Source organism: Streptomyces sp. NPDC058620 (genome assembly GCF_042717135.1).
Classification (GTDB): domain Bacteria; phylum Actinomycetota; class Actinomycetes; order Streptomycetales; family Streptomycetaceae; genus Streptomyces.
The window spans coordinates 18,016-41,591 of the sequence record NZ_JBHXQO010000028.1; the positions used below are offsets into that span (position 1 = coordinate 18,016).

A 23,576-nucleotide genomic window follows, 5' to 3' on the forward strand; every position below is an offset into this window, starting at 1 on the left:
ATCAGGCGGACAGGCTGCTGCGGCCCTTGCCACGGCGGTTCGCGAGAATCGCACGGCCGGCACGGGTACGCATACGCAGGCGGAAACCGTGGGTCTTGGCGCGACGACGGTTGTTCGGCTGGAAGGTGCGCTTGCTCACTCGGGGGCTCCAGAAATGATCGTGTGTTGGCGGGACATCGCCTGGCTGTCACCGTGCGCCCACGAGGAACTCGCGTAAACGCCTTAGTGCACCGCTTCACAATCACAGATCGTGATCTTTGCCCATCGGAGGCAGGCGGCAGCAGCCATCGACAACTCGACCTGGTCACGGTACGCGCGGCTGCGCCATCCGGTCAAACCGGCCCCGCGCGGCCCCCCGCTGTGCACAGCCTGTGGACAACAACTTGAACCGTGCGGGTCGGCCTGACTACCGTGGTTGAACTTCGGTTCTTTTCCTTCCCGACTGCCGGGCCTCACCCGACCCGACCCATCCGTCCCGAGAACCACACATTCGTGGGACCTGCGAGAGAGCGTGCCCTGTGGCTGACGTACCTGCCGATCTTGCCGCAGTGTGGCCACGCGTGCTGGAGCAACTGCTCGGGGAGGGGCAGCAGGGCATCGAGCCGAAGGACAAGCAGTGGATCGAGCGCTGCCAGCCCCTGGCACTCGTCGCCGACACCGCACTGCTCGCCGTCCCCAATGAATGGGGCAAGCGCGTCCTGGAGGGCCGGCTCGCGCCGCTCATCAGCGAGACGCTCACCCGTGAGTGCGGCCGTCCGATCCGTATCGCGATCACCGTCGACGACTCGGCCGGCGAACCGCCGTCCCCGCCGGCACCCCCGATGCATCAGTCGCACCAGGGCCAGCAGTCCCACCGCTACCAGGGGCCGCAGCGCGACGACCCCCAGCACGAGGACTCCTACGACAACTACGGCCGCCGGCCCTCCGACGACGGCATGCCGACGGCTCGTCCGGCCTACCCGGACTACCAGCAGCAGCGCCCCGAGCCCGGCGCCTGGCCGCGTACCCAGGACGACCTCTCCTGGCAGCAGCCCCGGCACGGCGGCTACCAGGACCGCGACCCGTACGCGAACCCGCGCTCCCAGCAGCCGCAGCACGACTACCGCCCCCAGCCGCCGGAGCGCCAGGGCTACGAACAGCGCCCCGACCGCCACGACATGCAGGAGTCGCAGCCCCAGCACCGGCAGAACGGCCCCGGTACAGGGCGCAGCGGTGGCGGTCCCGGCACGATGGGCGGGCAGTCGTCACCCTCGCCCCGCCCCGGCGAGCCGCAGGCACGGCTGAACCCGAAGTACCTCTTCGACACCTTCGTCATCGGTGCGTCGAACAGGTTCGCCCACGCCGCGGCCGTGGCTGTCGCCGAGGCTCCGGCCAAGGCGTACAACCCGCTCTTCATCTACGGGGAGTCGGGGCTCGGCAAGACCCACCTGCTGCACGCCATCGGGCACTACGCGCGGAGCCTCTATCCGGGGACCCGGGTGCGGTACGTGAGCTCGGAGGAGTTCACCAACGAGTTCATCAACTCGATCCGCGACGGCAAGGGCGACACCTTCCGCAAGCGCTATCGCGACGTGGACATCCTGCTGGTCGACGACATCCAGTTCCTGGCGAGCAAGGAGTCGACGCAGGAGGAGTTCTTCCACACCTTCAATACGCTCCACAACGCGAACAAGCAGATCGTGCTCTCCTCGGACCGGCCGCCCAAGCAGCTGGTGACGCTGGAGGACCGGTTGCGCAACCGTTTCGAGTGGGGTCTGACCACCGACGTGCAGCCGCCCGAGCTGGAGACGCGCATCGCGATCCTCCGCAAGAAGGCGGTCCAGGAGCAGCTCAACGCCCCGCCCGAGGTGCTGGAGTTCATCGCTTCCCGCATCTCGCGGAACATCCGGGAGCTGGAGGGCGCCCTGATCCGGGTGACCGCCTTCGCCAGCCTCAACCGGCAGCCGGTCGACCTGGGTCTGACCGAGGGTGTGCTGAAGGATCTGATCCCGGGGGGCGAGGACGCGGCACCCGAGATCACCGCGCCGGCCATCATGGCGGCGACCGCCGACTACTTCGGTCTGACGGTGGAGGACCTCTGCGGATCGTCCCGCAGCCGGGTGCTGGTGACGGCCCGCCAGATCGCCATGTACCTGTGCCGTGAGCTGACGGACCTGTCCCTGCCGAAGATCGGCGCCCAGTTCGGCGGCCGTGACCATACGACGGTGATGCACGCGGACCGGAAGATCCGTGCGCTGATGGCGGAGCGGCGCTCCATCTACAACCAGGTCACCGAGCTCACCAACCGCATCAAGAACAGCTGACGGGCTGGGGATTCCGCTCCTGTACGACGAAGGGCGCCCCAGGAGGACCGTAAATGGCCTCCTGGGGCGCCCTTCGTCGTGCCGGGAAGGCTCTCGGAGCCGCCCGAGACCCCTCGCGGCCACGTTCCGGCCCGCCCCTTCGCGTCCGCGCTGTTCGAATATCGCCTCGTGGAGAGCACTTCTCCACAGATCTGCGGGTAATCCACCGTCCACAGCCTGGGGACTACAAAGTTGTCCATAATGCGTCCACAGGCTCGCCAGCCGATACTCCATCAGGCCAGGTCAGGTGGTTGGGGATTTGTGGTCAACGATGATCCACAGCCTGTGGACAACTTATTCGTCCACAGGGGGCCGTTTGGGTTGTCCACCGACGGCCCACAGGCTGGATGATGTTGTCCCCAGCTTCTCCACACCCCTGTCCACTGTTCGGCAACACAACACACGCTCTCACCGCCCGGAGTGAAAGGCGTCACACCAAGAGGGTCGGTTGGGCTGTGGGGAACGTGGGTAAAGCTGGGGACAGCCCTGGGGAGAAGTGACTGGCTCCTGTGCACCGGGTGTGCAGAACTTTCGCGTGTCCACAGAAGCCCTCGGTTGTCCACCGGCGCCGCCCACAGGGTCGGTGGACAAAAAACCGGGCCTGACCTGCGAAAACGACGTTATCCACGGTTTCCACAGGCCCTACTACTACTGCCACACATAGTTAGCCAGGAATCCGCTTCGAAGTGGGGCCTGTGCACAACTTCGGCCAGGACCGCTCCGGACCTCTCGTCGCGACTTGACCCCGAGCAGCAACGAGTGTCGGTGCCGTACGTCAGACTGGACCCCGGCGTCCTCCCCAGCCCCACGGCAGGAAGACCCCGACCAGACGACGAAGGCCAGCAGGGCGAGCGAGCAACAGCAGGAGGCGGTTCCGGTGAAGATCCGGGTGGAGCGCGATGTACTCGCGGAGGCGGTGGCCTGGGTGGCCCGAAGCCTCCCGGCCCGTCCGCCGGCGCCCGTTCTCGCGGGCCTTCTTCTGAAGGCTGAGGACGGAGCCCTCAGCTTCTCGAGCTTCGACTACGAGGTCTCGGCAAGGGTCTCGGTGGACGCGGAGGTCGACGAGGACGGCACGGTGCTCGTCTCCGGCCGGCTGCTCGCCGACATCTGCCGCGCCCTTCCGAACAGGCCGGTGGAGATTTCCACAGACGGTGTACGGGCGACCGTGGTCTGCGGCTCCTCGCGATTCACACTCCACACCCTTCCTGTGGAGGAGTACCCGGCGCTGCCGGAGATGCCGACGGCGACCGGCACCGTTCCCGGTGAGGTCTTCGCCTCGGCCGCGGCCCAGGTCGCCATCGCCGCGGGCCGGGACGACACGCTGCCCGTCCTCACCGGCGTCCGGATCGAGATCGAGGGCGACACCGTCACCCTCGCCTCCACCGACCGCTACCGCTTCGCGGTCCGTGAGTTCCTGTGGAAGCCGGAGAACCCGGACGCCTCGGCGGTGGCTCTCGTCCCCGCCAAGACGCTTCTGGACACCGCCAAGGCGCTGACAAGCGGTGACACGGTCACGCTCGCGCTGTCGGGTTCCGGTGCCGGTGAAGGGCTGATCGGTTTCGAGGGTGCGGGGCGCCGCACGACGACGCGGCTGCTCGAAGGCGACCTGCCGAAGTACCGGACGCTGTTCCCCACCGAGTTCAACTCGGTCGCGGTCATCGAGACCGCCCCGTTCGTCGAGGCCGTCAAGCGTGTGGCTCTCGTCGCCGAGCGGAACACCCCGGTGCGGCTCAGCTTCGAGCAGGGCGTGCTGATCCTGGAGGCAGGTTCCAGCGACGATGCACAGGCTGTGGAGCGCGTCGACGCCGTGCTCGACGGTGACGACATCTCGATCGCCTTCAACCCGACGTTCCTGCTGGACGGGCTCAGCGCGATCGACTCCCCGGTCGCCCAGCTCTCCTTCACGACGTCCACCAAGCCCGCCCTGCTGAGCGGCCGGCCGGCCGTCGACGCGGAGGCGAACGACGCTTACAAGTACCTGATCATGCCGGTCCGCCTCTCCGGCTGATCCGACGACCGGGACCTGTCACGGCAGCATCCGGCGGGCACGCTCAGCGCTGAGCAGGCCCGCCGCGCTGTCCCCGGCCGGGCGTAGGCTCGTCCTTGGGTACGAATCGGCACAACGCTTAAGGAATCTCTGATGGAGCTCGGTCTCGTCGGCCTCGGCAAGATGGGCGGCAACATGCGCGAGCGCATCCGCCGCGCAGGCCACACCGTCATCGGTTACGACCGCAACCCGGATGTCTCCGATGTCCAGAGCCTCGAAGAGCTCGTGGGCAAGCTGAAGGGCCCGCGGGTCGTCTGGGTGATGGTCCCGGCGGGTGCCGCGACCCAGTCCACCGTCGACGAGCTGGCCGCCCTGCTGTCGCCCGGCGACATCGTGGTCGACGGTGGGAACTCCCGCTGGACGGACGACGAGAAGCACGCGGTCGAGCTGGGCATCAAGGGCATCGGCTTCGTCGACTGCGGAGTCTCCGGCGGCGTCTGGGGTCTGGAGAACGGCTACGCGCTGATGTACGGCGGCGACGCCGAGAACGTCGCGAAGGTCCAGCCGATCTTCGACGCACTCAAGCCCGAGGGTGACTTCGGCTCCGTGCACGCGGGCAAGGTCGGCGCCGGCCACTTCGCGAAGATGGTTCACAACGGCATCGAGTACGCCATGATGCAGGCGTACGCCGAGGGCTGGGAGCTCCTGGAGAAGGTCGACTCCGTCACCGACGTGCGCGAGGTCTTCCGCTCCTGGCAGGAGGGCACGGTCATCCGTTCCTGGCTGCTCGACCTGGCGGTCAACGCGCTGGACGACGACGAGCACCTCGACAAGCTGCGCGGCTTCGCCGCCGACTCCGGAGAGGGCCGCTGGACGGTGGAGGCCGCCATCGACAACGCGGTGCCGCTGCCCGCGATCACCGCGTCGCTCTTCGCGCGGTTCGCCTCGCGCCAGGACGACTCCCCGCAGATGAAGATGATCGCCGCGCTGCGCAACCAGTTCGGCGGCCACGCGGTCGAGAACAAGAAGTAGATCGAGCAGTACCAGCACGGAGCAGGAAATCGGGAGGTCGGCGCACATGCACGTCACGCATCTCTCGCTGGCCGACTTCCGCTCGTACGCCCGGGTCGAGGTTCCTCTCGACCCGGGCGTCACCGCGTTCGTGGGCGCCAACGGCCAGGGCAAGACCAATCTCGTCGAGGCCATCGGCTACCTCTCGACGCTCGGCAGCCATCGCGTCTCGTCCGATGCGCCGCTGGTGCGGATGGGGGCCGAGCGGGCCGTCATCCGGGCCGCCGTCACCCAGGGCGAGCGCTCGCAGCTGATCGAGCTCGAACTCAATCCGGGGCGGGCGAACCGTGCCCGGATCAACAGGTCTTCGCAGGTCAGGCCGCGTGACGTGCTGGGCATCGTACGGACGGTGCTGTTCGCTCCGGAGGATCTGGCCCTGGTGAAGGGTGATCCCGGAGAGCGCCGCCGCTTCCTCGACGAGCTGGTCACGGCGCGTTCGCCGCGGATGGCGGGGGTCCGTTCCGACTACGAGCGCGTGCTGAAGCAGCGCAACACCCTGCTGAAGTCCGCGGCGATGGCGCGCCGGCACGGTGGCCGTTCGATGGACCTGTCGACGCTGGACGTCTGGGACCAGCATCTGGGCCGGGTGGGTGCCGAGCTGCTGGCGCAGCGGCTGGATCTGATCGCCACGCTGGAGCCCCTCGCTGACAAGGCGTACGGGGATGTCGCGCCGGGCGGCGGACCCGTGACCCTGGAGTACCGGAGCTCGATCGGGGCCGGGGTGGAGCCCGCGCGGACCCGTGAGGAGCTGTACGAGCAGGTGATCGCCGCGCTCGCCGAGGTCCGTAAGCAGGAGATCGAGCGGGGCGTGACCCTGGTCGGCCCCCACCGTGACGATCTGCTGCTCGGGCTGCGCGGGATGCCGGCGAAGGGCTACGCGAGTCATGGCGAGTCCTGGTCGTACGCGCTGGCGCTGCGCCTCGCCTCGTACGAGCTGCTGCGCTCCGAGGGCAACGAGCCGGTGCTGATCCTGGACGACGTGTTCGCGGAGCTGGACGCGCGGCGCCGGGAGCGGCTGGCGGAGCTGGTGGCTGCGGGTGAGCAGGTGCTGGTGACCGCCGCCGTGGACGACGACGTCCCGGGTGTGCTCGCGGGTGTGCGGTACGGGGTGTCCGCGGGCGGGGTGGAGCGGGTATGAGCAACCGCAGAGCGACGTCAGGGATGTCGGGGCTTGGTACGGGAGGTTCCGAGCCCTCGCTGGATTCCGTGGGTGAGCCGGATGTACGGGAACGGGTGGCGAAGCAGCCGGAGGTCTCGGGGGTCGATCTGGCGCGGGTGGCCCTGCGGGCGGCGAAGGAGCAGGCGCGTGCGCGTGGTGCTGCGGCGCAGCAGAAGAAGCAGGCCAGGCGGGGCGGCGGGCTGCGTTCGGGGGCGCGGTCCGACGGTCGTGATCCGTTGCCGCTGGGTTCGGCGATCAACCGGCTGATCACCGAACGCGGCTGGGAGACGCCTGCGGCGGTGGGCGGTGTGATGGGTCGGTGGCCGCAGATCGTGGGTGACGATCTGGCGAATCACTGCGTGCCCCTGCGGTACGACGAGGCTCCGGCCGAGCGCGTGCTGACCGTGCAGTGCGATTCGACGGCATGGGCGACGCAGCTGAGACTGCTGGCTCCGCAGCTGGTGGCACGGCTGAACACGGATCTCGGGCAGGGCACGGTGCGGTTGATCAAGGTCCTGGGGCCGACGGGTCCGCAGCGCCGCTTCGGTCCCCTGCGCGCACCGGGGAGTACGGGTCCTGGGGACACGTACGGCTGAGCTGGGGTTTTCCGCTCGGTGGTGGTAGTGCCCCGGCCTGTGCCGGGGCTTTTCGCTTCGCCTTCCCCTGGGTGGGGGGCCGCTCCCGGGCACTGTCCACTGCTCCCGTCTTATGGCGTTATGTACGGGTTGGCGACCGCCGGTCGATGTGCTGCGTCCCTCACCGTAGCGGGAGGTTGACAGGCCGAAGCGCTCAATGCCCGCGTGAGCCTCCTCGGCCCCCTTCCCGAATATGGGGAGTCGGTGGGCTCTGGTTCAGGGCGGCACATGCGGACTCAGGTACCGGCAAACCCCCATTCGTGTCAGCGCTACCGGTAGACTGGTGAGTAATCCCGTCCCTGTGCGGGATTCGTCGATACAAGCCGAACGACGCAGCCGCTCCCGCCTGTCCGGAGAACGGCCTGTGCTGTGCCAGAAAGGGCGCTTCGTGGCCGATTCCGGCAACCCCAACCAGAACAACCCGTCCACAACCGGTGAGAACGGCGAGATCACGTCCTCGTACGACGCCAGTGCGATCACGGTGCTCGAGGGCCTGGACGCGGTCCGCAAGCGCCCTGGCATGTACATCGGTTCCACCGGTGAGCGCGGTCTCCACCACCTCGTGCAGGAGGTTGTCGACAACTCGGTCGACGAGGCGATGGCCGGGCACGCGGACACCATCGACGTCACGATCCTCGCCGACGGCGGGGTGCGCGTCATCGACAACGGCCGTGGCATCCCGGTCGGCATCGTGCCGTCCGAGGGCAAGCCGGCCGTCGAGGTCGTCCTCACCGTGCTGCACGCCGGCGGCAAGTTCGGCGGCGGCGGCTACGCCGTCTCCGGTGGTCTGCACGGCGTCGGCGTCTCCGTCGTCAACGCCCTGTCCACGCGGGTGGCCGTGGAGATCAGGACCGATGGCTACCGCTGGACCCAGGACTACAAGCTCGGCGTCCCGACCGCCCCGCTGGCGCGTCACGAGGCCACCGACGAGACCGGCACGAGCGTCACCTTCTGGGCTGACGGAGACGTCTTCGAGACCACCGAGTACTCCTTCGAGACCCTCTCGCGCCGCTTCCAGGAGATGGCGTTCCTGAACAAGGGGCTCACGCTCAAGCTGACGGACGAGCGCGAGTCGGCGAAGGCGACGGCGGGCGCGGACAGCCTCGAGGCGGTCGACCTCCCCGAGGAGGAGACGACCCGGACGGTCACGTACCACTACGAGGACGGCATCGTCGACTTCGTGAAGTACCTGAACTCCCGCAAGGGCGACGTCATTCACCAGTCGGTGATCGACATCGAGGCCGAGGACAAGGAGCGACTCCTCTCGGCCGAGATCGCGATGCAGTGGAACACGCAGTACACGGAGGGGGTCTACTCCTTCGCCAACGCGATCCACACGCATGACGGCGGTACGCACGAGGAAGGCTTCCGTGCGGCGCTGACCTCCCTCGTCAACCGGTACGCGCGCGAGAAGAAGCTGCTGCGCGAGAAGGACGACAACCTCACCGGTGAGGACGTCCGCGAGGGTCTGACGGCGATCATCTCGGTGAAGCTGGGCGAGCCGCAGTTCGAGGGCCAGACGAAGACCAAGCTGGGCAACACGGAGGCCAAGACCTTCGTGCAGAAGGTCGTCCACGAGCAGCTGACGGACTGGTTCGACCGGAACCCGAACGAGGCCGCCGACATCATCCGTAAGGGCATCGCCGCGTCGACCGCCCGGGTGGCGGCCCGCAAGGCCCGTGACCTGACCCGCCGCAAGGGGCTCCTGGAGAGCGCCTCGCTGCCGGGCAAGCTCAGCGACTGCCAGTCCAACGACCCGACGAAGTGCGAGATCTTCATCGTCGAGGGTGACTCCGCCGGTGGTTCGGCGAAGTCGGGCCGTAACCCGATGTACCAGGCCATCCTGCCGATCCGCGGCAAGATCCTGAACGTCGAGAAGGCCCGGATCGACAAGATCCTGCAGAACACCGAGGTCCAGGCCCTCATCTCGGCCTTCGGTACCGGGGTCCACGAGGACTTCGACATCGAGAAGCTCCGCTATCACAAGATCATCTTGATGGCGGACGCCGACGTCGACGGCCAGCACATCAACACCCTGCTGCTGACGTTCCTGTTCCGCTTCATGCGGCCGCTGGTCGAGGCCGGGCACGTGTACCTCTCGCGCCCGCCGCTCTACAAGATCAAGTGGGGCCGGGAAGACTTCGAGTACGCGTACTCGGACCGTGAGCGCGACGCCCTGGTCGAGCTCGGCAAGCAGAACGGCAAGCGGACCCGGGAAGACTCGATCCAGCGCTTCAAGGGTCTCGGCGAGATGAACGCCGAGGAGCTCCGCATCACCACGATGGACCAGGACCACCGGGTCCTCGGCCAGGTCACCCTGGACGACGCGGCGCAGGCCGACGACCTGTTCTCGGTGCTGATGGGCGAGGACGTCGAGGCTCGGCGCTCGTTCATCCAGCGCAACGCCAAGGACGTCCGCTTCCTCGACATCTGAGTCGGCCGTACAAGCAAGCCGCAGTGCGAAAGGACTTTGACCAGCAATGGCCGACGAGAACACCCCTGTGATGCCCGAAGAGGAGCCCGCTGTCCCGGGCGTCGGTATGCGTGTCGAGCCCGTCGGGCTCGAGACGGAGATGCAGCGCTCATACCTCGACTACGCGATGTCCGTCATCGTGTCGCGTGCCCTGCCGGACGTACGGGACGGTCTGAAGCCCGTCCACCGCCGTGTGCTGTACGCGATGTACGACGGCGGCTACCGGCCCGAGAAGGGCTTCTACAAGTGCGCCCGTGTCGTCGGTGACGTCATGGGTACGTACCACCCGCACGGCGACTCCTCGATCTACGACGCGCTCGTGCGACTGGCGCAGCACTGGTCGATGCGCATGCCACTCGTGGACTCCAACGGCAACTTCGGTTCTCCGGGCAACGACCCGGCCGCGGCGATGCGGTACACCGAGTGCAAGATGATGCCGCTGTCCATGGAGATGGTCCGGGACATCGACGAGGAGACCGTCGATTTCAAGGACAACTACGACGGCCGTAACCAGGAGCCGGTCGTCCTCCCGGCGCGTTTCCCGAACCTGCTGATCAACGGCTCGGCGGGCATCGCGGTGGGTATGGCCACCAACATCCCGCCGCACAACCTGCGCGAGGTCGCGGCCGGCGCGCAGTGGTACCTGGAGCACCCGGAGGCTTCGCACGAGGAGCTGCTGGACGCGCTGCTGGAGCGGATCAAGGGCCCCGACTTCCCGACGGGCGCGCTCGTCGTGGGCCGCAAGGGCATCGAGGACGCGTACCGCACGGGCCGCGGTTCGATCACGATGCGCGCGGTCGTCGCGGTCGAGGAGATCCAGGGCCGTCAGTGCCTGGTCGTCACGGAACTTCCGTACCAGACCAACCCCGACAACCTCGCGCAGAAGATCGCCGACCTGGTGAAGGACGGCAAGGTCGGCGGCATCGCCGACGTCCGTGACGAGACGTCCTCGCGCACCGGTCAGCGCCTGGTCGTCGTGCTCAAGCGTGACGCGGTCGCCAAGGTCGTACTGAACAACCTGTACAAGCACACCGACCTGCAGACGAACTTCGGCGCGAACATGCTGGCGCTCGTCGACGGTGTGCCGCGCACGCTGTCGATCGACGCGTTCATCCGGCACTGGGTGACGCACCAGATCGAGGTCATCGTCAGGCGTACGAAGTTCCGCCTGCGCAAGGCCGAGGAGCGGGCGCACATCCTGCGTGGCCTGCTCAAGGCGCTGGACGCGATCGACGAGGTCATCGCACTCATCCGGCGCAGCAACACGGTGGAGATCGCGCGCGAGGGCCTGATGGGCCTCCTGGAGATCGACGAGATCCAGGCGAACGCGATTCTGGAGATGCAGCTGCGCCGGCTGGCCGCGCTGGAGCACCAGAAGATCACCGCCGAGCACGACGAGCTCCAGGCGAAGATCAACGAGTACAACGCGATCCTGGCCTCGCCCGAGCGGCAGCGCCAGATCGTCAGCGAGGAGCTGGCGGCGATCGTCGAGAAGTTCGGCGACGACCGGCGGTCCAAGCTGGTGCCCTTCGACGGTGACATGTCCATCGAGGACCTGATCGCCGAGGAGGACATCGTCGTCACGATTTCTCGCGGCGGCTATGTGAAGCGCACGAAGACGGACGACTACCGCTCGCAGAAGCGCGGCGGCAAGGGCGTGCGCGGTACGAAGCTCAAGGAAGACGACATCGTCGACCACTTCTTCGTGTCGACGACGCACCACTGGCTGCTGTTCTTCACGAACAAGGGCCGGGTGTACCGGGCGAAGGCGTACGAGCTCCCGGACGCCGGACGGGACGCGCGTGGTCAGCACGTCGCCAACCTGCTGGCCTTCCAGCCGGACGAGCAGATCGCCGAGATCCTGGCGATCCGTGACTACGACGCGGCGCCCTATCTGATCCTGGCCACGAAGGGCGGTCTGGTGAAGAAGACCGCGCTCAAGGACTACGACTCGCCCCGTTCCGGCGGTGTCATCGCGATCAACCTCCGGGAGACCGAGGACGGCAGCGACGACGAGCTGATCGGTGCGGAGCTGGTCTCGGCCGAGGACGACCTGCTGCTCATCAGCAGGAAGGCCCAGTCGATCAGGTTCACTGCGACGGACGATGCGCTGCGCCCCATGGGCCGTGCCACCTCGGGCGTCAAGGGCATGAGTTTCCGTGAAGGAGACGAACTGCTCTCGATGAATGTTGTCCGGCCGGGTACGTTCGTGTTCACTGCCACCGACGGTGGGTACGCGAAGCGGACTCCCGTCGACGAGTACCGCGTTCAGGGTCGGGGCGGCCTGGGTATCAAGGCCGCCAAGATCGTGGAGGACAGGGGCTCGCTCGTCGGTGCGCTGGTGGTGGAGGAGACGGACGAGATCCTCGCCATCACGCTCGGCGGTGGTGTGATTCGCACGCGAGTCAATGAAGTCAGGGAGACGGGCCGTGACACCATGGGCGTCCAACTGATCAATCTGGGCAAGCGTGACGCCGTCGTCGGCATTGCGCGCAACGCCGAGGCCGGTCGTGAGGCTGAAGAGGTCGATGGGGCCGATGATGCTGAAGGCGAGACGGTTGAGGCTCAGGCCGAGAGCGTGGTCGAGGGCACTGCCGAGGGCACGGAGCCTTCGGCCGGGTAGCACGAGGAGTAGAGCGTGAGTGGAGCCACGGGCGCCGGTTCGGCCGCTTCCGGAGCTGGAGCGAACGGTGCCCGTGGCCCTGCCACGGACTCCCAAGGGGGCACTGTGACGGACACTCGGGGGCCACAGCCCCAGTACGAGGGTTATGCGACCGGGCCGTTGCCCGGTGAGCGTGAGCCCGCGCAGGGGCAGGCGGGCCCCTATCACCCGCCGCAGGCCTACGCGGCGCCTGTGGGCGGCACGCAGGGCGGGGGCACCGCGGGGGGCGCGCAGGCCATGCGCCGTCCCCGGACGGGCGCACGGACCACTCCGCGTACGCGGAAGGCGCGTCTGCGGGTGGCCAAGGCCGACCCGTGGTCGGTGATGAAGGTCAGCTTCCTGCTGTCCATCGCGCTGGGCATCTGCACGGTGGTCGCGGCCGCGGTCCTGTGGATGGTGATGGACGCGATGGGCGTCTTCTCCACCGTGGGCGGCACGATCAGCGAGGCCACCGGTTCGAACGAGAGCAACGGCTTCGATCTGCAGTCGTTCCTGTCGCTGCCGCGGGTGCTCGTCTTCACCTCGGTCATCGCGGTGATCGACGTGGTACTGGCCACCGCGCTGGCGACGCTGGGCGCCTTCATCTACAACTTGTCGGCCGGCTTCGTGGGTGGAGTCGAGCTCACTCTGGCCGAGGACGAGTAGCGCGCCAGGTATCGATTTTGGGACTGGCCCCGACGTGCGCTAATCTTCAGAAGTCAGCGCACAGCGCGGCGGGGCTATAGCTCAGTTGGTTAGAGCGCATCCCTGATAAGGATGAGGCCACAGGTTCAAATCCTGTTAGCCCCACCAGTACAAAGGCCCCCAACCATTCGTGGTTGGGGGCCTTTGGCGTTCACGGGGCGCCTTTGGGGCCACGGCGGAGTGGAGCCGACCGGTCCGCGGGTCGTCGGCCCCCTTCCTTCCCGTACGACTTCGTCTCCCTGGCGCACACCGCGACCGCGCGCGGCGCGATCCGCTGCCGTAAGGCGGCGAAGGGGCGAAGAGGCGAAGGGGCGACGTGGCGAAGAGGTGAGCGCCCTCCCGTCGGTGGAGCGGGGACTGGGTGGGGCTCAACAGCCCGGACGCACGGAAAAGGCCCCTGCCCGGTGTGAACCGGACCTGGGGCCCTGTGTGTCGGTCGCGGGCGCTATCGGCGCCTCCAGGCGCTCTCAGCGCCCGCGGTGCTCTCAGGGCGGGAGAAGTGAGGAGTCGCCCGCAGGGGCGCCGTGGGTGGTGCGTGCGCCGTCGGTGGTGAGGGGCGCGTCCGTCGTGTCGGCGGACAGAGGACGGGTGGCCGGCGAGGAGCCGTGCGCCTCGGCGCGGATGCGCTGCTTCATCGTGGGTGGCAGCGCCCTGTCACGCGGAAGGGTCCATCGCACGGCAGGGGCTGTCGGAGTTGCCGCGGTGGCACCCGTGTGCTCGTGGGTCGTGACCGTCGGCTCGGCGGCCGTGGCGTGGCTTGTGGCGAGCCCCAGTGACGCGAGGATCGCGAAGAAGGCGGTGATGAAGGCGGTCCAGATGCTCTTGACCCTGAAGGTGCTCATGGCCCCTCGCTTTCAGGTGGTCCGGTTTGCTTACCTTCCCGATGATGTGGATCCGGCCCGCGATTTCGGCGACCGACGCCCCCGGTACGCCGATCTTCAGATGAACACCACTCGTATGGTGCAACCGGTCCGGAAAATGCCGATTTCGGTGGTTCCGCGAGGCGGATGACCGGGCGGCAGTTGCGTTCCAGGCAGGTCACCGATCGGTATCGGCCGGTGTGTATAGTCGAGCGGCAGAAGTCCCTTACGCCAAGGAAAGACGAGGTCGCGCGGTGAAGAAGCTTCTCCTGGTCGCACTGGCTGCCATCGGCGGGCTCCTCGTGTACCGCCAGATCCAGGCGGATCGCGCCGAGCAGGATCTGTGGACGGAGGCGACCGACTCCGTGCCCTCAGGTTCGGGTGTGTGAGACGGAACAGTCCGTTGCGAGCCCCGGTCGCTGAGCGGCCGGGGCTTCGTGCTGTCCGGGGGCCGCTGCCGCTGTTGCGGGAACGTGACAGCGATGCCCTTGAGTTCACCTACGCAAATCGCTAGCTTGCGAGAGCAAACTTGCTGCGATTTCGGCCTGGGGGCACGGGTGACGGCACGTAGGAGCCGACGCACTGCGACGGCAGGGGTGTTGACCGGCGGAGCGTTCCTCGACTGCGGTAAGCCGCAGCCCTGCGAGGCCGCCGAGCGGCTCGGCAAGGACGGGACCGGGCTGCGGATCGACACCGTGGGCTTCCAGGTCCGGGGCGCGGCCCGCGAGCAGCTGGAGTGCATCGCACGGGCGGCCAACGGGCGGTACTACGACGCCCCGGATGCCGCGGCACTCGCGAGGCAGCTTCAGCGGGCGGCCCAACTCTACGCGGACGACTACCGGTTGAAGGGCGCGCGCATCGCGGGCGCCGCCACCCGCGACGAGGCCCCCGCCCTCGTACCAGGGCAGTACCTGGGCACGATCGGGCCGGGCGAGAAGCGGTAGCACGCCGGGTGGCAAGCAGGCCGTACTGCCGACCGGAGACCCGCGTGACGTGCGGGGCGGCACGGGCTTCAACGGTGCCGAGAAGTTGGGCCACGGCGTGTGGCGGGACCGGCTCCTGCCCGCGCAGACCCTCTGGTACAAGGTGTCGGCCGGGCGGGGCCAGCAGGTCCGTTACGACGTGGAGTTCGCCAACGAGCCGACGGTGAAGGGGATTTCCGGCACCTATTCGTACGGCGGGACGCAGTCGTTCACCCCGGCCCGCTTCCCCGTCAGCGAGGGGCGCGGTGAATTCAGCTCGACGGCGCTGTACAGCGGTCGTCCCGCGGCGGTCAGGATGGGATCGGTCCCGGTCGCCTGGACCAACCGTTACGAATACCGCTCCGTCGTCCAGCCGGTCCACAGCGAGGGCGATTTCTGCATTGCCGTGACGCTGCCGGCAAAGGCCGCGGAGATTGCGGAGAATCCGCAGATCGGCTTCGTACTGAGGGTGGCGGTTCTCGGGGACGAACTGGCCGGTCCGCAGCACGGTGCCCCTGTCCTGGCGCGGAAGGGCGCGGGCGCACAAGGCGAGAAGACGGACAATCAGGGCAATTCCACTGCGGCCGAAGACAGCGGCGGTACGGGCGGGGCAGGATGGACCGGCATCGCGGCCGCTGCCGGAGCGGGCGCCGTGGTGGCTGTGATCGCGGGGCTCGTGTTCGTACGCAGTCGGCGCAGGGCGGCCACGCAGACGACGAGGGGAAGCGCGTGAAGAGGCAGCGCAACAGGGGCCGGGTGACGCTCGCGTCCATCGCGGCGATGTGCGCGGTGGCGGCGCTGCCGGGTCAGGCGCACGCGGCCGACGACCCGGCTCCGTACGCCTTCGACCCCGAGGCGAGGACGGTGCGGGGCACGGAGACCAATGCCGAGGCGTCGGAACTGACCTCCGGTTCGGTCTACAGGAGTGCGATCAAGCCGGGCCAGAAGCTCTACTACCGGCTGAACCTCGACGACGAGACCAGTGCCTACGTCTCCGCGGTGGTGGTGCCCGAGTCGGGCGGCAAGGTCGCCTACGGGGACGGCATCACCATCAGCATCAGGGACGTCGATGACACCCAGTGCAGCTCGGAGGACGCGATCTTCGGTTCGGCGGAATTCGCCCGCCCGATCGCCGCGTACGCGCACCGGATCGTCGAGAAGGGCAACAGCATCTGCCGGGAAGGCGGCGAGTACAACGTACTGATCGAGCGGAAGAGCAACGCGACGTCGTCTCCCGCCGAGTGGGACCTGGAGCTGCGGTACGAGTCGGAGCCGGAGGCGAAGGCCGCTGACGCGCAGGCGACCGAGGCGCCGGAGAACTGGTCGTCGGCCTCGCCCACACCTCCCACGGGCCAGCGGAAGCGGTCCGGCGGCAACAGCGTCTACGAGGCCACCGGACTGGAGACCGGCGAGTGGCGCGACACGATCGCGCCTGGTCAGACCCGCTTCTACCGGGTGCCGGTGGACTGGGGACAGCAGATCTTCGCCAGCGCCGCGCTGAGCAACAACAGCAAGTCGACCGAGTACCTGGGCAACGCGCTCGCGCTGTCGCTGGAGAACCCGGCCCAGGGCCACGTCGACGACGTGACGCTCTCCTACTCGGGTGAGCCCGCCTCCGTCTCCCTGGACCCGCTGCCTCCGGTGGACTACCGGAACCGGTTCGACTCCGCGTCCGATGTCAGCGCCATGCGCTTCGCCGGCTGGTACTACCTGTCGGTGACGCTGAGCCCGAAGGTCGCGAAGTCCTACGGTGACCAGGCGATTCCGCTGAGGCTGAAGGTCAGTGTCCGCAACGACCCGAAGACGTCGCCGTACGCCGGTGCACCGGGCATCTTCGGTGTCAGCGACGAGGACAAGGACATGGCCAGGAGCGGGCAGAGCGCCCCGCAGGCGGCTCAGAGCGACACGATGAAGCTGGTGGCCGCGGCCGGGCTCGGCGCGGGCACCGTGCTGGTGCTGGGGCTCGGGGCGTGGACGCTGCTGGCCAGGCGGCGCACGGCTCCGGCCGCCGTTCCACCGGGCACGGGCGGACAGCAGCCGCCGTACGGCGGGCCGCCGCAGACCTGGTAGGCCGGGCCCCCGCGGACGGCAGGGGCCTGCGGATCAGGTCTGGGTCAGTGCCCAGACACCCACTGCGAAACAGAGCAGAGCGACGAGCAGGACCGGGATCGCCACCTTCGGGGGCGGTCCCGGACGCGTCTGGCGGGCGGGTGCGCCGTGGTGCGGGACGGGGGCCGGTGAAACCGGCGCGCCGGGATGGGGAACCTGCGGGTGCTGTGCGGTGTAAGCACGAGTAGGAGACGGATCGTGCTGCACCGCGGTGGTGGGGGCCTGGGCGAGATCCGGCGCGGCAGCGGGGAAGGGGGAGCCCGTTTGCGCCTGGAGCGGAGAGTGCGCGGCGGCAGGATGAGCCGTGTGGTGCGGTGTCGCGGTCTGCTGGGGAGGCGGCGCGAGGTGGAAGCTGCCTGTCTCCGACATGGGCGCGGGGACGGGCGTGGGCGGGCCGGACGGCTGGCCGCCGGACGGCTGGGAGTACGGCTGCTGGGTGTAGGGCTGCTGAGCGGAGTGCTGTGGGGCCTGTGAGTCCTGCTGAGGATTGTGGGGCGCACCGGCCTGGAGGGGCGCCTGCTCGGCCGTCTGACGGGCGTTGAGGGGGCCTGCGGGGCCGAATCCAGCCGGCAGCGGGCCGATCTGGTCGAAGACCTCCACCGGCTCCTCGCCTTCGGCCGGCTCGGGCAGCATCTCGGCCGCCGCGGTGAGGGCCTTGCGCGCACCCGTGGCCGTCCGGAAGCGGGCCTGCGGGTCGGGTTGCAGCAAACCGGCAAGAACCTGCCACAGCGGCTCGGGGATTCCCTGCGGGGCACTCGGGGTTCCGTACGAGGCGAAGTGTTCGACCAGGGCCTGGGAGTCGGGCTTCTTGCCCTGGAGCAGATAGAGCGCGACGAGACCGACCGCGAACAGGTCGGCGGGGAAGTCGGGTTCGGCGCCCATCATCTGCTCGGGCGCGAAGTAACCGGGGGTGCCCACCACGTAGTTGGTCTCGGTCAGGCGGGGCTCGCCCTTGCGCATCGAGATGCCGAAGTCGGAGAGCCGCAGATGCGGCCTGCCCGTCCCGGTGGCCTCCATGAGGATGTTGGCCGGCTTGATGTCGCGGTGCACGACTCCTTCCGCATGCACCGTCGAGAGCCCGGACAGCAGCTGATCGAGGAGCATGCAGACGAAGCGCGGCGGCAACGGGCCGTAGTCACCGATGACATGGGCCAGCGAGCCGCCGCTGACGAGATCCATGGTGAACAGGACCTTGTCGTCGTCGGCGGCCCAGCTCGCGGGGGCCAGCACATGGGGATGCTCGATCCGCAGCGCCTGCTCGCGTACGAAGCGCAGCAGCGTATGAGCGTCGCTCTGCTGGAGGACCTTGGCCGCCACATAGCGGCGGCGTCGGTGGTCCCAGGCACGCCAGACGGCACCGACCCCACCACGTCCGATCGGATCGATCAGTTCGTACCGACCAGCGAAGACCTCACCCATTGCGCTGCGTCCGCTCCCAGTTCTGTTTCGGCTCCTGCCCGGCTGTGGGGAGCTGCCTCCCGGCCCGGGTGCTCAGCTCTGGTGTCCTTCGTAGTGCGCGACCGCGTCGGCGGTGCGCCCGGCGCCGTACACCTTGAGGAACTCTGCCAGTTCCGGGTGGGTCGGGGCGAGGGAGTCCGCCGCATCGATGATGTCGCCCGCCGCGGCGACCGACCGCAGCAGGGACTGGATCTCCCGGACGACGCGCCTGACGGTGGGCGCTCCGCCCGTGGTCGAGGTCTGGCCGGTGGAGGTCAGGACCGATCCGCCCTGTGACTTCTTGATCTCTTCCATCCGGTCGGTCGCCTCTCCCGCGCTGACACTGCCGTCCGCGACCTGACTGGCCAACTCCTGGAGCGCCTGCACCCGCTGTACGACCGCGGGGTTGCCGATCTTGGCGCGCTGGCCGCTCATCAGCTGGGAGAGCATGGGAGCCGACAGCCCGAGCACCGCGGCGAGCCTGGCCTGGTTCAGGCCGAGATCATCTATCAGCCGACGGAAGAGCGCCCCCAGCGGCTCTCCGTACCAACTGCGCTGAAGCTCTCTGGCTCTCGCCGTCGCCTCTTGCTGCGCTGCGTCCATTGCGTCTCCCCTTCGCTGCGGCTTCGCTGCTGCGAACCTCGTCACGCATCTTACGGAGAGTGGTTGCCCACCGGGAGTCCCAATCCTTTTGCAGGATTCCGGGGGTCACCCGGTACTCTGGTCTGCGACGGTCGCCGCGACACGGACGTGTTCGGTGCTGTCCACTTTTTCGGGGCCTTAGCTCAGTTGGTAGAGCGCTGCCTTTGCAAGGCAGATGTCAGGAGTTCGAATCTCCTAGGCTCCACACGTATATATGCCCCCTGACCTGCGGAAACGCGGATCAGGGGGCATTTTTCGTCGGATTCCTGGATGTGCTCGCTGCTGCGCAGGGTGACCACGTGGCGGTCCGCCTGTTCGCGGGTGCGGACGATGTGCCCGTCGGAGAAGGAGCCCGTCCTCCCTTGAGAGACGGCATACGGAGAGGGGCGCCGGAGACCGAGGTCTTCCGGCGCCCCTCTCGTTCCTGGAGGGTCGTGCTGGTCCCGCTCCGGTCAGGGGCGGTCGTCGCGGTCGGTGCCGTCCAGGCCGTTCGCTTCGGCGTCGGACTGCTTGGGCTGGACGTCCGGGTCGAACACCGTCTGCCCGCTGCCGTCGACCGAGGTCAGCGGTGCGCGGTCGTCTGGCACCTCCGTGGGGGCGGGCGGCTCGACGAGCCAGTCCGGGTTGGCCTGCTTGTCCCACCACCTCCACGCGGCGTAGGCGCCACCCGCGACGAGGCCCAGCACGGTGAGATTCCTGGCCAGCCGGCCGGCCTTGGCCCGTCGCTGGTGCTTCTTGACCAGCCGCTGGATCTCCTTGGCCGTCACCTGGCCGCGCAGTGCCGCCAGCGCGGCCGCACTGCGTGCGGCGGCCTCCTCCGCCATCGGCTGGGCGACGGACACGACGTGCTCGACGCGCGGCGCGGTGTACTCCGCGGCGCTCCGGGCGACGTGGCGGGTCCGGACCGCGGCGCGTTGCGCGGCCACGTCCACCTTGGGCGGCACATGCGTACGTGCCTGTTCGATGTGTGGTGCGAGGTGTGCCACGTACTGGACGCGAGCCTGGTGGGCTGCCTTGGACATCTTGGGCGCGAGTCGCACACGCGCCTCGTGTGCGTAGTGCGCTGCCTGTTCCTTGGCCGTGTCGGCATAGGGCGCCACCACTTCCGCGGCGTGCTGCGCGCTCTCCCTCGCCGAGTCGGTTGCGGCGCGCACGCTGTCGATGCGGGTCACGAGATCCTCCTCCTTGGTGGCGGATAGGTACTCCGCCTTTCCACCCAATTCGAAATCATGCACCGGCGGTGCCCCGAGTGGCATGCGGGGCGGGCATCCGGGTCATGAATCGCTACTGCGGACATTGCGGTGCAAGGGGAGTGTGGCGACGACAATGCCACGGTTCGGTCCGGGACGCGCCGTGTCGTCGCGCACTTGGCCGCACGGGCACCCGTGGCCGGACGGCGTGGTGGGTCCTCCGTGCGAGGATCGGTGAACGTCAGTGAGGACTTACGGAAGGCAGATTGTGGCCGAGCAGCTTTACGCCACCTTGAAGACCAACCAGGGCGACATCGAGATCCGGCTCCTGCCGAACCACGCGCCGAAGACGGTCAAGAACTTCGTCGAGCTCGCCAGGGGTGAGCGTGAGTGGACCCACCCGGCGACCGGGCAGAAGTCCACGGACGCGCTGTACGACGGCACCGTCTTCCACCGGGTCATCAGCGGCTTCATGATCCAGGGCGGCGACCCGCTGGGCAACGGCACGGGCGGCCCGGGGTACGAGTTCGGTGACGAGTTCCACCCGGACCTCAGCTTCAACAAGCCCTACCTGCTTGCCATGGCCAACGCCGGTCCGGGCACCAACGGCTCGCAGTTCTTCCTGACCGTGTCGCCGACCGCGTGGCTGACGGGCAAGCACACCATCTTCGGAGAGGTCGCCAACGACGCCGGGAGGAAGGTCGTGGACGCCATCGCGGCGGTGCAGACCAACCCGCGTACCGACCGCCCGATCCAGGACGTGGTGATCGAGTCCGTGGTCATCGAGACCCGCTGAATCCGGCCCGGCGCTGATCGGTCCCGTCTGCACGGGGAACCAACCGTGCACGGGGAACCAACCGCCCTGCTCGTCCGTACTGTTACATAGCGGACGAGCAGGGCGTCGGTGCGTCCGTCGCCGTCAGGACAGGACCGACCGAGGGCGAGGACCGATGGACCAGCAGCCGCCAGCAGGCCAGGACCCGTCCGCGGTCTCCGGCGGTCCTCCCACCTGCTACCGCCACCCCGGCCGCGAGACGGGCATCCGCTGCACGCGCTGCGAGCGGCCGATCTGCACCGAGTGCATGGTCAACGCATCCGTCGGCTTCCAGTGCCCCGACTGTGTCCGTGAGGGCTCCGGCACCGGGCACCACCCGGCCGCGAACCAGCCCCGTACGCTCGCGGGCGGCAGGGTGGCCGCGGACCCGCGGCTGATCACCAAGATCCTGCTCGGCATCAATGTCGCGGTCTTCATCGCGGTGTGGGCGGCAGGGGAGTGGCTGCTCGATGATCTGCTGCTGTTCGGCCGCGCGTACTCCTCCGACGGGCTGGAGGGAGTCGCCGAGGGGCAGGGGTACCGGCTGCTGACCTCGATGTTCCTGCACCAGGAGGTGTGGCACATCGCCTTCAACATGCTGGGGCTGTGGTGGCTCGGCGGACCGCTGGAAGCGGCCCTGGGACGGGCCCGCTACCTCGCGCTCTATCTGCTCTCCGGGCTGGCGGGCAGCGCCCTCACCTACCTGATCGCCGCGCCCCAGCAGGGCTCGCTCGGCGCCTCGGGCGCGATCTTCGGGCTGCTGGGTGCCACGGTCGTCCTGATGCGCCGGATGAACTACGACATGCGGCCGGTCCTCGCACTCCTCGCGCTGAACCTGCTCTTCACCTTCACCTGGGGCGGCATCGCCTGGGAGGCGCACGTCGGTGGTCTCATCGCGGGCGTCCTGATCGCGGTCGGCATGGTGCACGCACCGCGTGAGCGCCGGAATCTGGTGCAGTACGGGACCTGTGGGCTGGTCCTGGTCGCGGTCGTCGCCATCGTTCTCGCCCGGACCGCCATGCTCAGCTGAGCGGCTCCTGAGCGGCTCCTGAGCGGCTCCTGAGCGGCTCCAGGGCGGCTCCAGGGCGGTGCCTCGGCGTGATCGGAGCGGAATCCGCCCTTCGGGCTCCGAGTTGTCCACAGAGCGTGCCGAATCTTGTGCATTACGTGGGGAACAGGTGTGCCCCTTGTCGCTGAGCTGGGTTTCTCCAGTCAGGACAAGGGGCGAGCCCTCCCTCGATGAGGGAGGGTGTAGTCACACCGGCGTCAACTTCGACGTAGGTTATCCACAGATCGTCTGACCTTTTCCCCCACCTGTGGATAACTCTGTGGGTAACTCAGGGCAGGGCTTGTGGAAGAGGGGCTGATCCGGGTGGGGCTACTTCCACTGCGTGGACACACCGAAGCCGCCGGCGATGAAGCCGAAGCCCACGACGATGTTCCAGTTGCCCAGTGCCTTGAGGGGCAGGTCGCCCTCGGTCACGTAGAAGACGACGATCCAGGCCAGACCGATCAGGAACAGCGCCAGCATCACCGGCGCCACCCAACTGCGGTTGGTCAGCTTTATGTTCGTGGCCGTCTTCGCCGGAGGGGGCGTGAAATCGGCCTTCTTGCGGATACGTGACTTCGGCACGAGGAACTCTCCTGTCGATGCGCTGCGTGACCGCGCAGGGAACTGTGGCTGACGCCGGGGCTGGGCACGAGGGGGAGTGATGCCGCCCCCGGGCGTCCGTTAGCGTAGTGCTTCCGTGGCGCCTAAGGAGATAAGGGTACGTTGAGCAATTCTGCCGACTCTCCCGAAGGCCCGGTCCGGCACGCCTCGCGATGGCCGGTCCGGGGGCTCACCGCTGCCGTTTTCGCCCTGGCCGGACTGATCTTCGTCACCAGTGCCAACACGGCCAAGGGCACCGACATCCGTACCGACTCCTCGCTGCTGAAGCTCTCCGACCTCATCCAGCAGCGCAGCCAGAACAACGCCGAACTGAACGAGTCGACCGCCACGCTCCGCGAGGACATCGACACCCTGGCCCAGCGCGACGACGGCAGCACCAAGGCCGAGGACGCCAAGCTCAAGGCGCTGGAGAGGGCTGCGGGCACCACGGAGATCACCGGGGAAGCGGTCGGTGTCACGCTCGACGACGCCCCTCCGAACGCCACGGCCAACCCCGGATACCCCGAGCCGCAACCCAATGACCTGGTCATTCACCAGCAGGACCTGCAGGCCGTGGTCAACGCGCTCTGGCAGGGCGGAGCCCGCGGCATCCGGGTCATGGACCAGCGGCTGATCTCCACGAGTGCCGTCCGCTGCGTGGGCAACACCCTGATCCTCCAGGGCCGGGTCTACTCGCCGCCGTACAAGGTCACCGCGGTGGGTGACCCGGACAAGCTCAAGCAGGCGCTCAACGACTCCACGGCTATCCAGAACTACCAGCTGTACGTGAAGGCGTACGGACTGGGCTGGAAAGTCGACGAGGACGACCGGGTGACTCTGCCCGGCTACTCGGGCACAGTGGATCTCCACTACGCGAAGCCTGTGGAGTAGTCCTCCG

The 23,576-nt window shown here is 68.2% G+C and carries 21 protein-coding genes and 2 tRNA genes; 17 read left to right on the forward strand and 6 right to left on the reverse strand.

Annotation, left to right across the window (positions count from 1 at the left end; genetic code table 11):
• Position 1: 1 nt before the first annotated feature.
• A complete protein-coding gene (gene rpmH, locus ACFWSK_RS23545) occupies positions 2–139 on the reverse strand; it encodes a 50S ribosomal protein L34 (protein ID WP_003967884.1) in 138 nt (45 codons plus the stop codon).
• Between the two features lie 379 nt (positions 140–518).
• Here rpmH and dnaA point away from each other — a divergent pair, with 379 nt between their 5' ends.
• The 9 genes from dnaA to ACFWSK_RS23590 all read left to right on the forward strand — a co-directional run bounded on the left by dnaA (position 519) and on the right by ACFWSK_RS23590 (position 13,121).
• On the forward strand, positions 519–2,303 hold the full coding sequence (gene dnaA, locus ACFWSK_RS23550) for a chromosomal replication initiator protein DnaA (protein ID WP_383789512.1): 1,785 nt from the start codon (positions 519–521) through the stop codon (positions 2,301–2,303).
• A gap of 916 nt (positions 2,304–3,219) precedes the next feature.
• On the forward strand, positions 3,220–4,350 hold the full coding sequence (dnaN, locus tag ACFWSK_RS23555; RefSeq protein WP_383789515.1) for a DNA polymerase III subunit beta: 1,131 nt from the start codon (positions 3,220–3,222) through the stop codon (positions 4,348–4,350).
• A gap of 132 nt (positions 4,351–4,482) precedes the next feature.
• Positions 4,483–5,361: a phosphogluconate dehydrogenase (NAD(+)-dependent, decarboxylating) gene (gene gnd, locus ACFWSK_RS23560; RefSeq protein ID WP_362844775.1), complete on the forward strand. Its 879-nt coding sequence runs from the start codon at positions 4,483–4,485 to the stop codon at positions 5,359–5,361.
• A gap of 46 nt (positions 5,362–5,407) precedes the next feature.
• Complete coding sequence (gene recF / locus ACFWSK_RS23565; protein WP_383789518.1) at positions 5,408–6,538, forward strand: DNA replication/repair protein RecF; 1,131 nt, start codon at positions 5,408–5,410, stop codon at positions 6,536–6,538.
• Positions 6,535–7,155 carry a DUF721 domain-containing protein gene (locus ACFWSK_RS23570; RefSeq protein WP_383789521.1) on the forward strand — a complete coding sequence of 207 codons (621 nt, stop codon included), beginning with the start codon at positions 6,535–6,537 and terminating at the stop codon, positions 7,153–7,155. Before recF ends, ACFWSK_RS23570 begins: the two co-directional genes overlap by 4 nt.
• Before the next feature lie 403 nt (positions 7,156–7,558).
• Positions 7,559–9,628: a DNA topoisomerase (ATP-hydrolyzing) subunit B gene (gene gyrB / locus ACFWSK_RS23575; RefSeq protein WP_383789524.1), complete on the forward strand. Its 2,070-nt coding sequence runs from the start codon at positions 7,559–7,561 to the stop codon at positions 9,626–9,628.
• Between the two features lie 46 nt (positions 9,629–9,674).
• Complete coding sequence (gyrA, locus tag ACFWSK_RS23580) at positions 9,675–12,290, forward strand: DNA gyrase subunit A (protein ID WP_383789527.1); 2,616 nt, start codon at positions 9,675–9,677, stop codon at positions 12,288–12,290.
• 105 nt (positions 12,291–12,395) lie between these two features.
• Positions 12,396–12,974, forward strand: coding sequence for a DUF3566 domain-containing protein (locus ACFWSK_RS23585; protein WP_383789530.1), 579 nt, complete (start codon positions 12,396–12,398; stop codon positions 12,972–12,974).
• Between the two features lie 70 nt (positions 12,975–13,044).
• Positions 13,045–13,121, forward strand: a tRNA-Ile gene (locus ACFWSK_RS23590).
• A gap of 377 nt (positions 13,122–13,498) precedes the next feature.
• Here the strand turns inward: ACFWSK_RS23590 and ACFWSK_RS23595 are convergent.
• Complete coding sequence (locus ACFWSK_RS23595; RefSeq protein ID WP_383789533.1) at positions 13,499–13,855, reverse strand: DUF6344 domain-containing protein; 357 nt, start codon at positions 13,853–13,855, stop codon at positions 13,499–13,501.
• Between the two features lie 272 nt (positions 13,856–14,127).
• Here ACFWSK_RS23595 and ACFWSK_RS23600 point away from each other — a divergent pair, with 272 nt between their 5' ends.
• From ACFWSK_RS23600 to ACFWSK_RS23615, 4 genes are all read left to right on the forward strand, one after another.
• Entirely contained in the window at positions 14,128–14,262 is a 135-nt protein-coding gene (locus ACFWSK_RS23600) for a DLW-39 family protein (protein ID WP_208809277.1), read from the forward strand.
• Between the two features lie 210 nt (positions 14,263–14,472).
• Positions 14,473–14,817, forward strand: coding sequence for a hypothetical protein (locus ACFWSK_RS23605; protein WP_383789535.1), 345 nt, complete (start codon positions 14,473–14,475; stop codon positions 14,815–14,817).
• A 49-nt stretch (positions 14,818–14,866) separates the two neighbouring features.
• Complete coding sequence (locus ACFWSK_RS23610) at positions 14,867–15,568, forward strand: hypothetical protein (RefSeq protein WP_383789538.1); 702 nt, start codon at positions 14,867–14,869, stop codon at positions 15,566–15,568.
• The gene (locus tag ACFWSK_RS23615; protein ID WP_383789541.1) at positions 15,565–16,905 is read left to right on the forward strand and encodes a hypothetical protein; all 1,341 of its coding nucleotides are present in this window, start codon (positions 15,565–15,567) and stop codon (positions 16,903–16,905) included. Before ACFWSK_RS23610 ends, ACFWSK_RS23615 begins: the two co-directional genes overlap by 4 nt.
• Positions 16,906–16,938: 33 nt before the next feature.
• Here the strand turns inward: ACFWSK_RS23615 and ACFWSK_RS23620 are convergent, their stop codons facing one another.
• Positions 16,939–18,363, reverse strand: coding sequence for a serine/threonine protein kinase (locus ACFWSK_RS23620; RefSeq protein ID WP_383789543.1), 1,425 nt, complete (start codon positions 18,361–18,363; stop codon positions 16,939–16,941).
• Positions 18,364–18,435: 72 nt separating this feature from the next.
• Positions 18,436–18,984: a DNA-binding protein gene (locus tag ACFWSK_RS23625; RefSeq protein WP_328911234.1), complete on the reverse strand. Its 549-nt coding sequence runs from the start codon at positions 18,982–18,984 to the stop codon at positions 18,436–18,438.
• 171 nt (positions 18,985–19,155) lie between these two features.
• Between ACFWSK_RS23625 and ACFWSK_RS23630 the strand changes: the two genes are divergently transcribed.
• Positions 19,156–19,228: transfer RNA gene (locus ACFWSK_RS23630), tRNA-Ala, on the forward strand.
• A 247-nt stretch (positions 19,229–19,475) separates the two neighbouring features.
• Here the strand turns inward: ACFWSK_RS23630 and ACFWSK_RS23635 are convergent.
• Positions 19,476–20,195, reverse strand: a complete 720-nt coding sequence (locus ACFWSK_RS23635) for a DUF5324 family protein (RefSeq protein WP_383789545.1) — start codon at positions 20,193–20,195, stop codon at positions 19,476–19,478.
• Positions 20,196–20,481: 286 nt separating this feature from the next.
• Here ACFWSK_RS23635 and ACFWSK_RS23640 point away from each other — a divergent pair, with 286 nt between their 5' ends.
• Positions 20,482–21,009 carry a peptidylprolyl isomerase gene (locus ACFWSK_RS23640; RefSeq protein ID WP_383789548.1) on the forward strand — a complete coding sequence of 176 codons (528 nt, stop codon included), beginning with the start codon at positions 20,482–20,484 and terminating at the stop codon, positions 21,007–21,009.
• Positions 21,010–21,163: 154 nt separating this feature from the next.
• Positions 21,164–22,057, forward strand: coding sequence for a rhomboid family intramembrane serine protease (locus ACFWSK_RS23645; RefSeq protein WP_383789551.1), 894 nt, complete (start codon positions 21,164–21,166; stop codon positions 22,055–22,057).
• A 348-nt stretch (positions 22,058–22,405) separates the two neighbouring features.
• On the opposite strand, the gene crgA is transcribed toward ACFWSK_RS23645, so the two are convergent.
• Complete coding sequence (gene crgA / locus ACFWSK_RS23650) at positions 22,406–22,660, reverse strand: cell division protein CrgA (protein ID WP_383789554.1); 255 nt, start codon at positions 22,658–22,660, stop codon at positions 22,406–22,408.
• A 141-nt stretch (positions 22,661–22,801) separates the two neighbouring features.
• Between crgA and ACFWSK_RS23655 the strand changes: the two genes are divergently transcribed.
• Entirely contained in the window at positions 22,802–23,569 is a 768-nt protein-coding gene (locus ACFWSK_RS23655; protein WP_383789557.1) for a DUF881 domain-containing protein, read from the forward strand.
• The last annotated feature ends 7 nt before the right edge of the window (positions 23,570–23,576 follow it).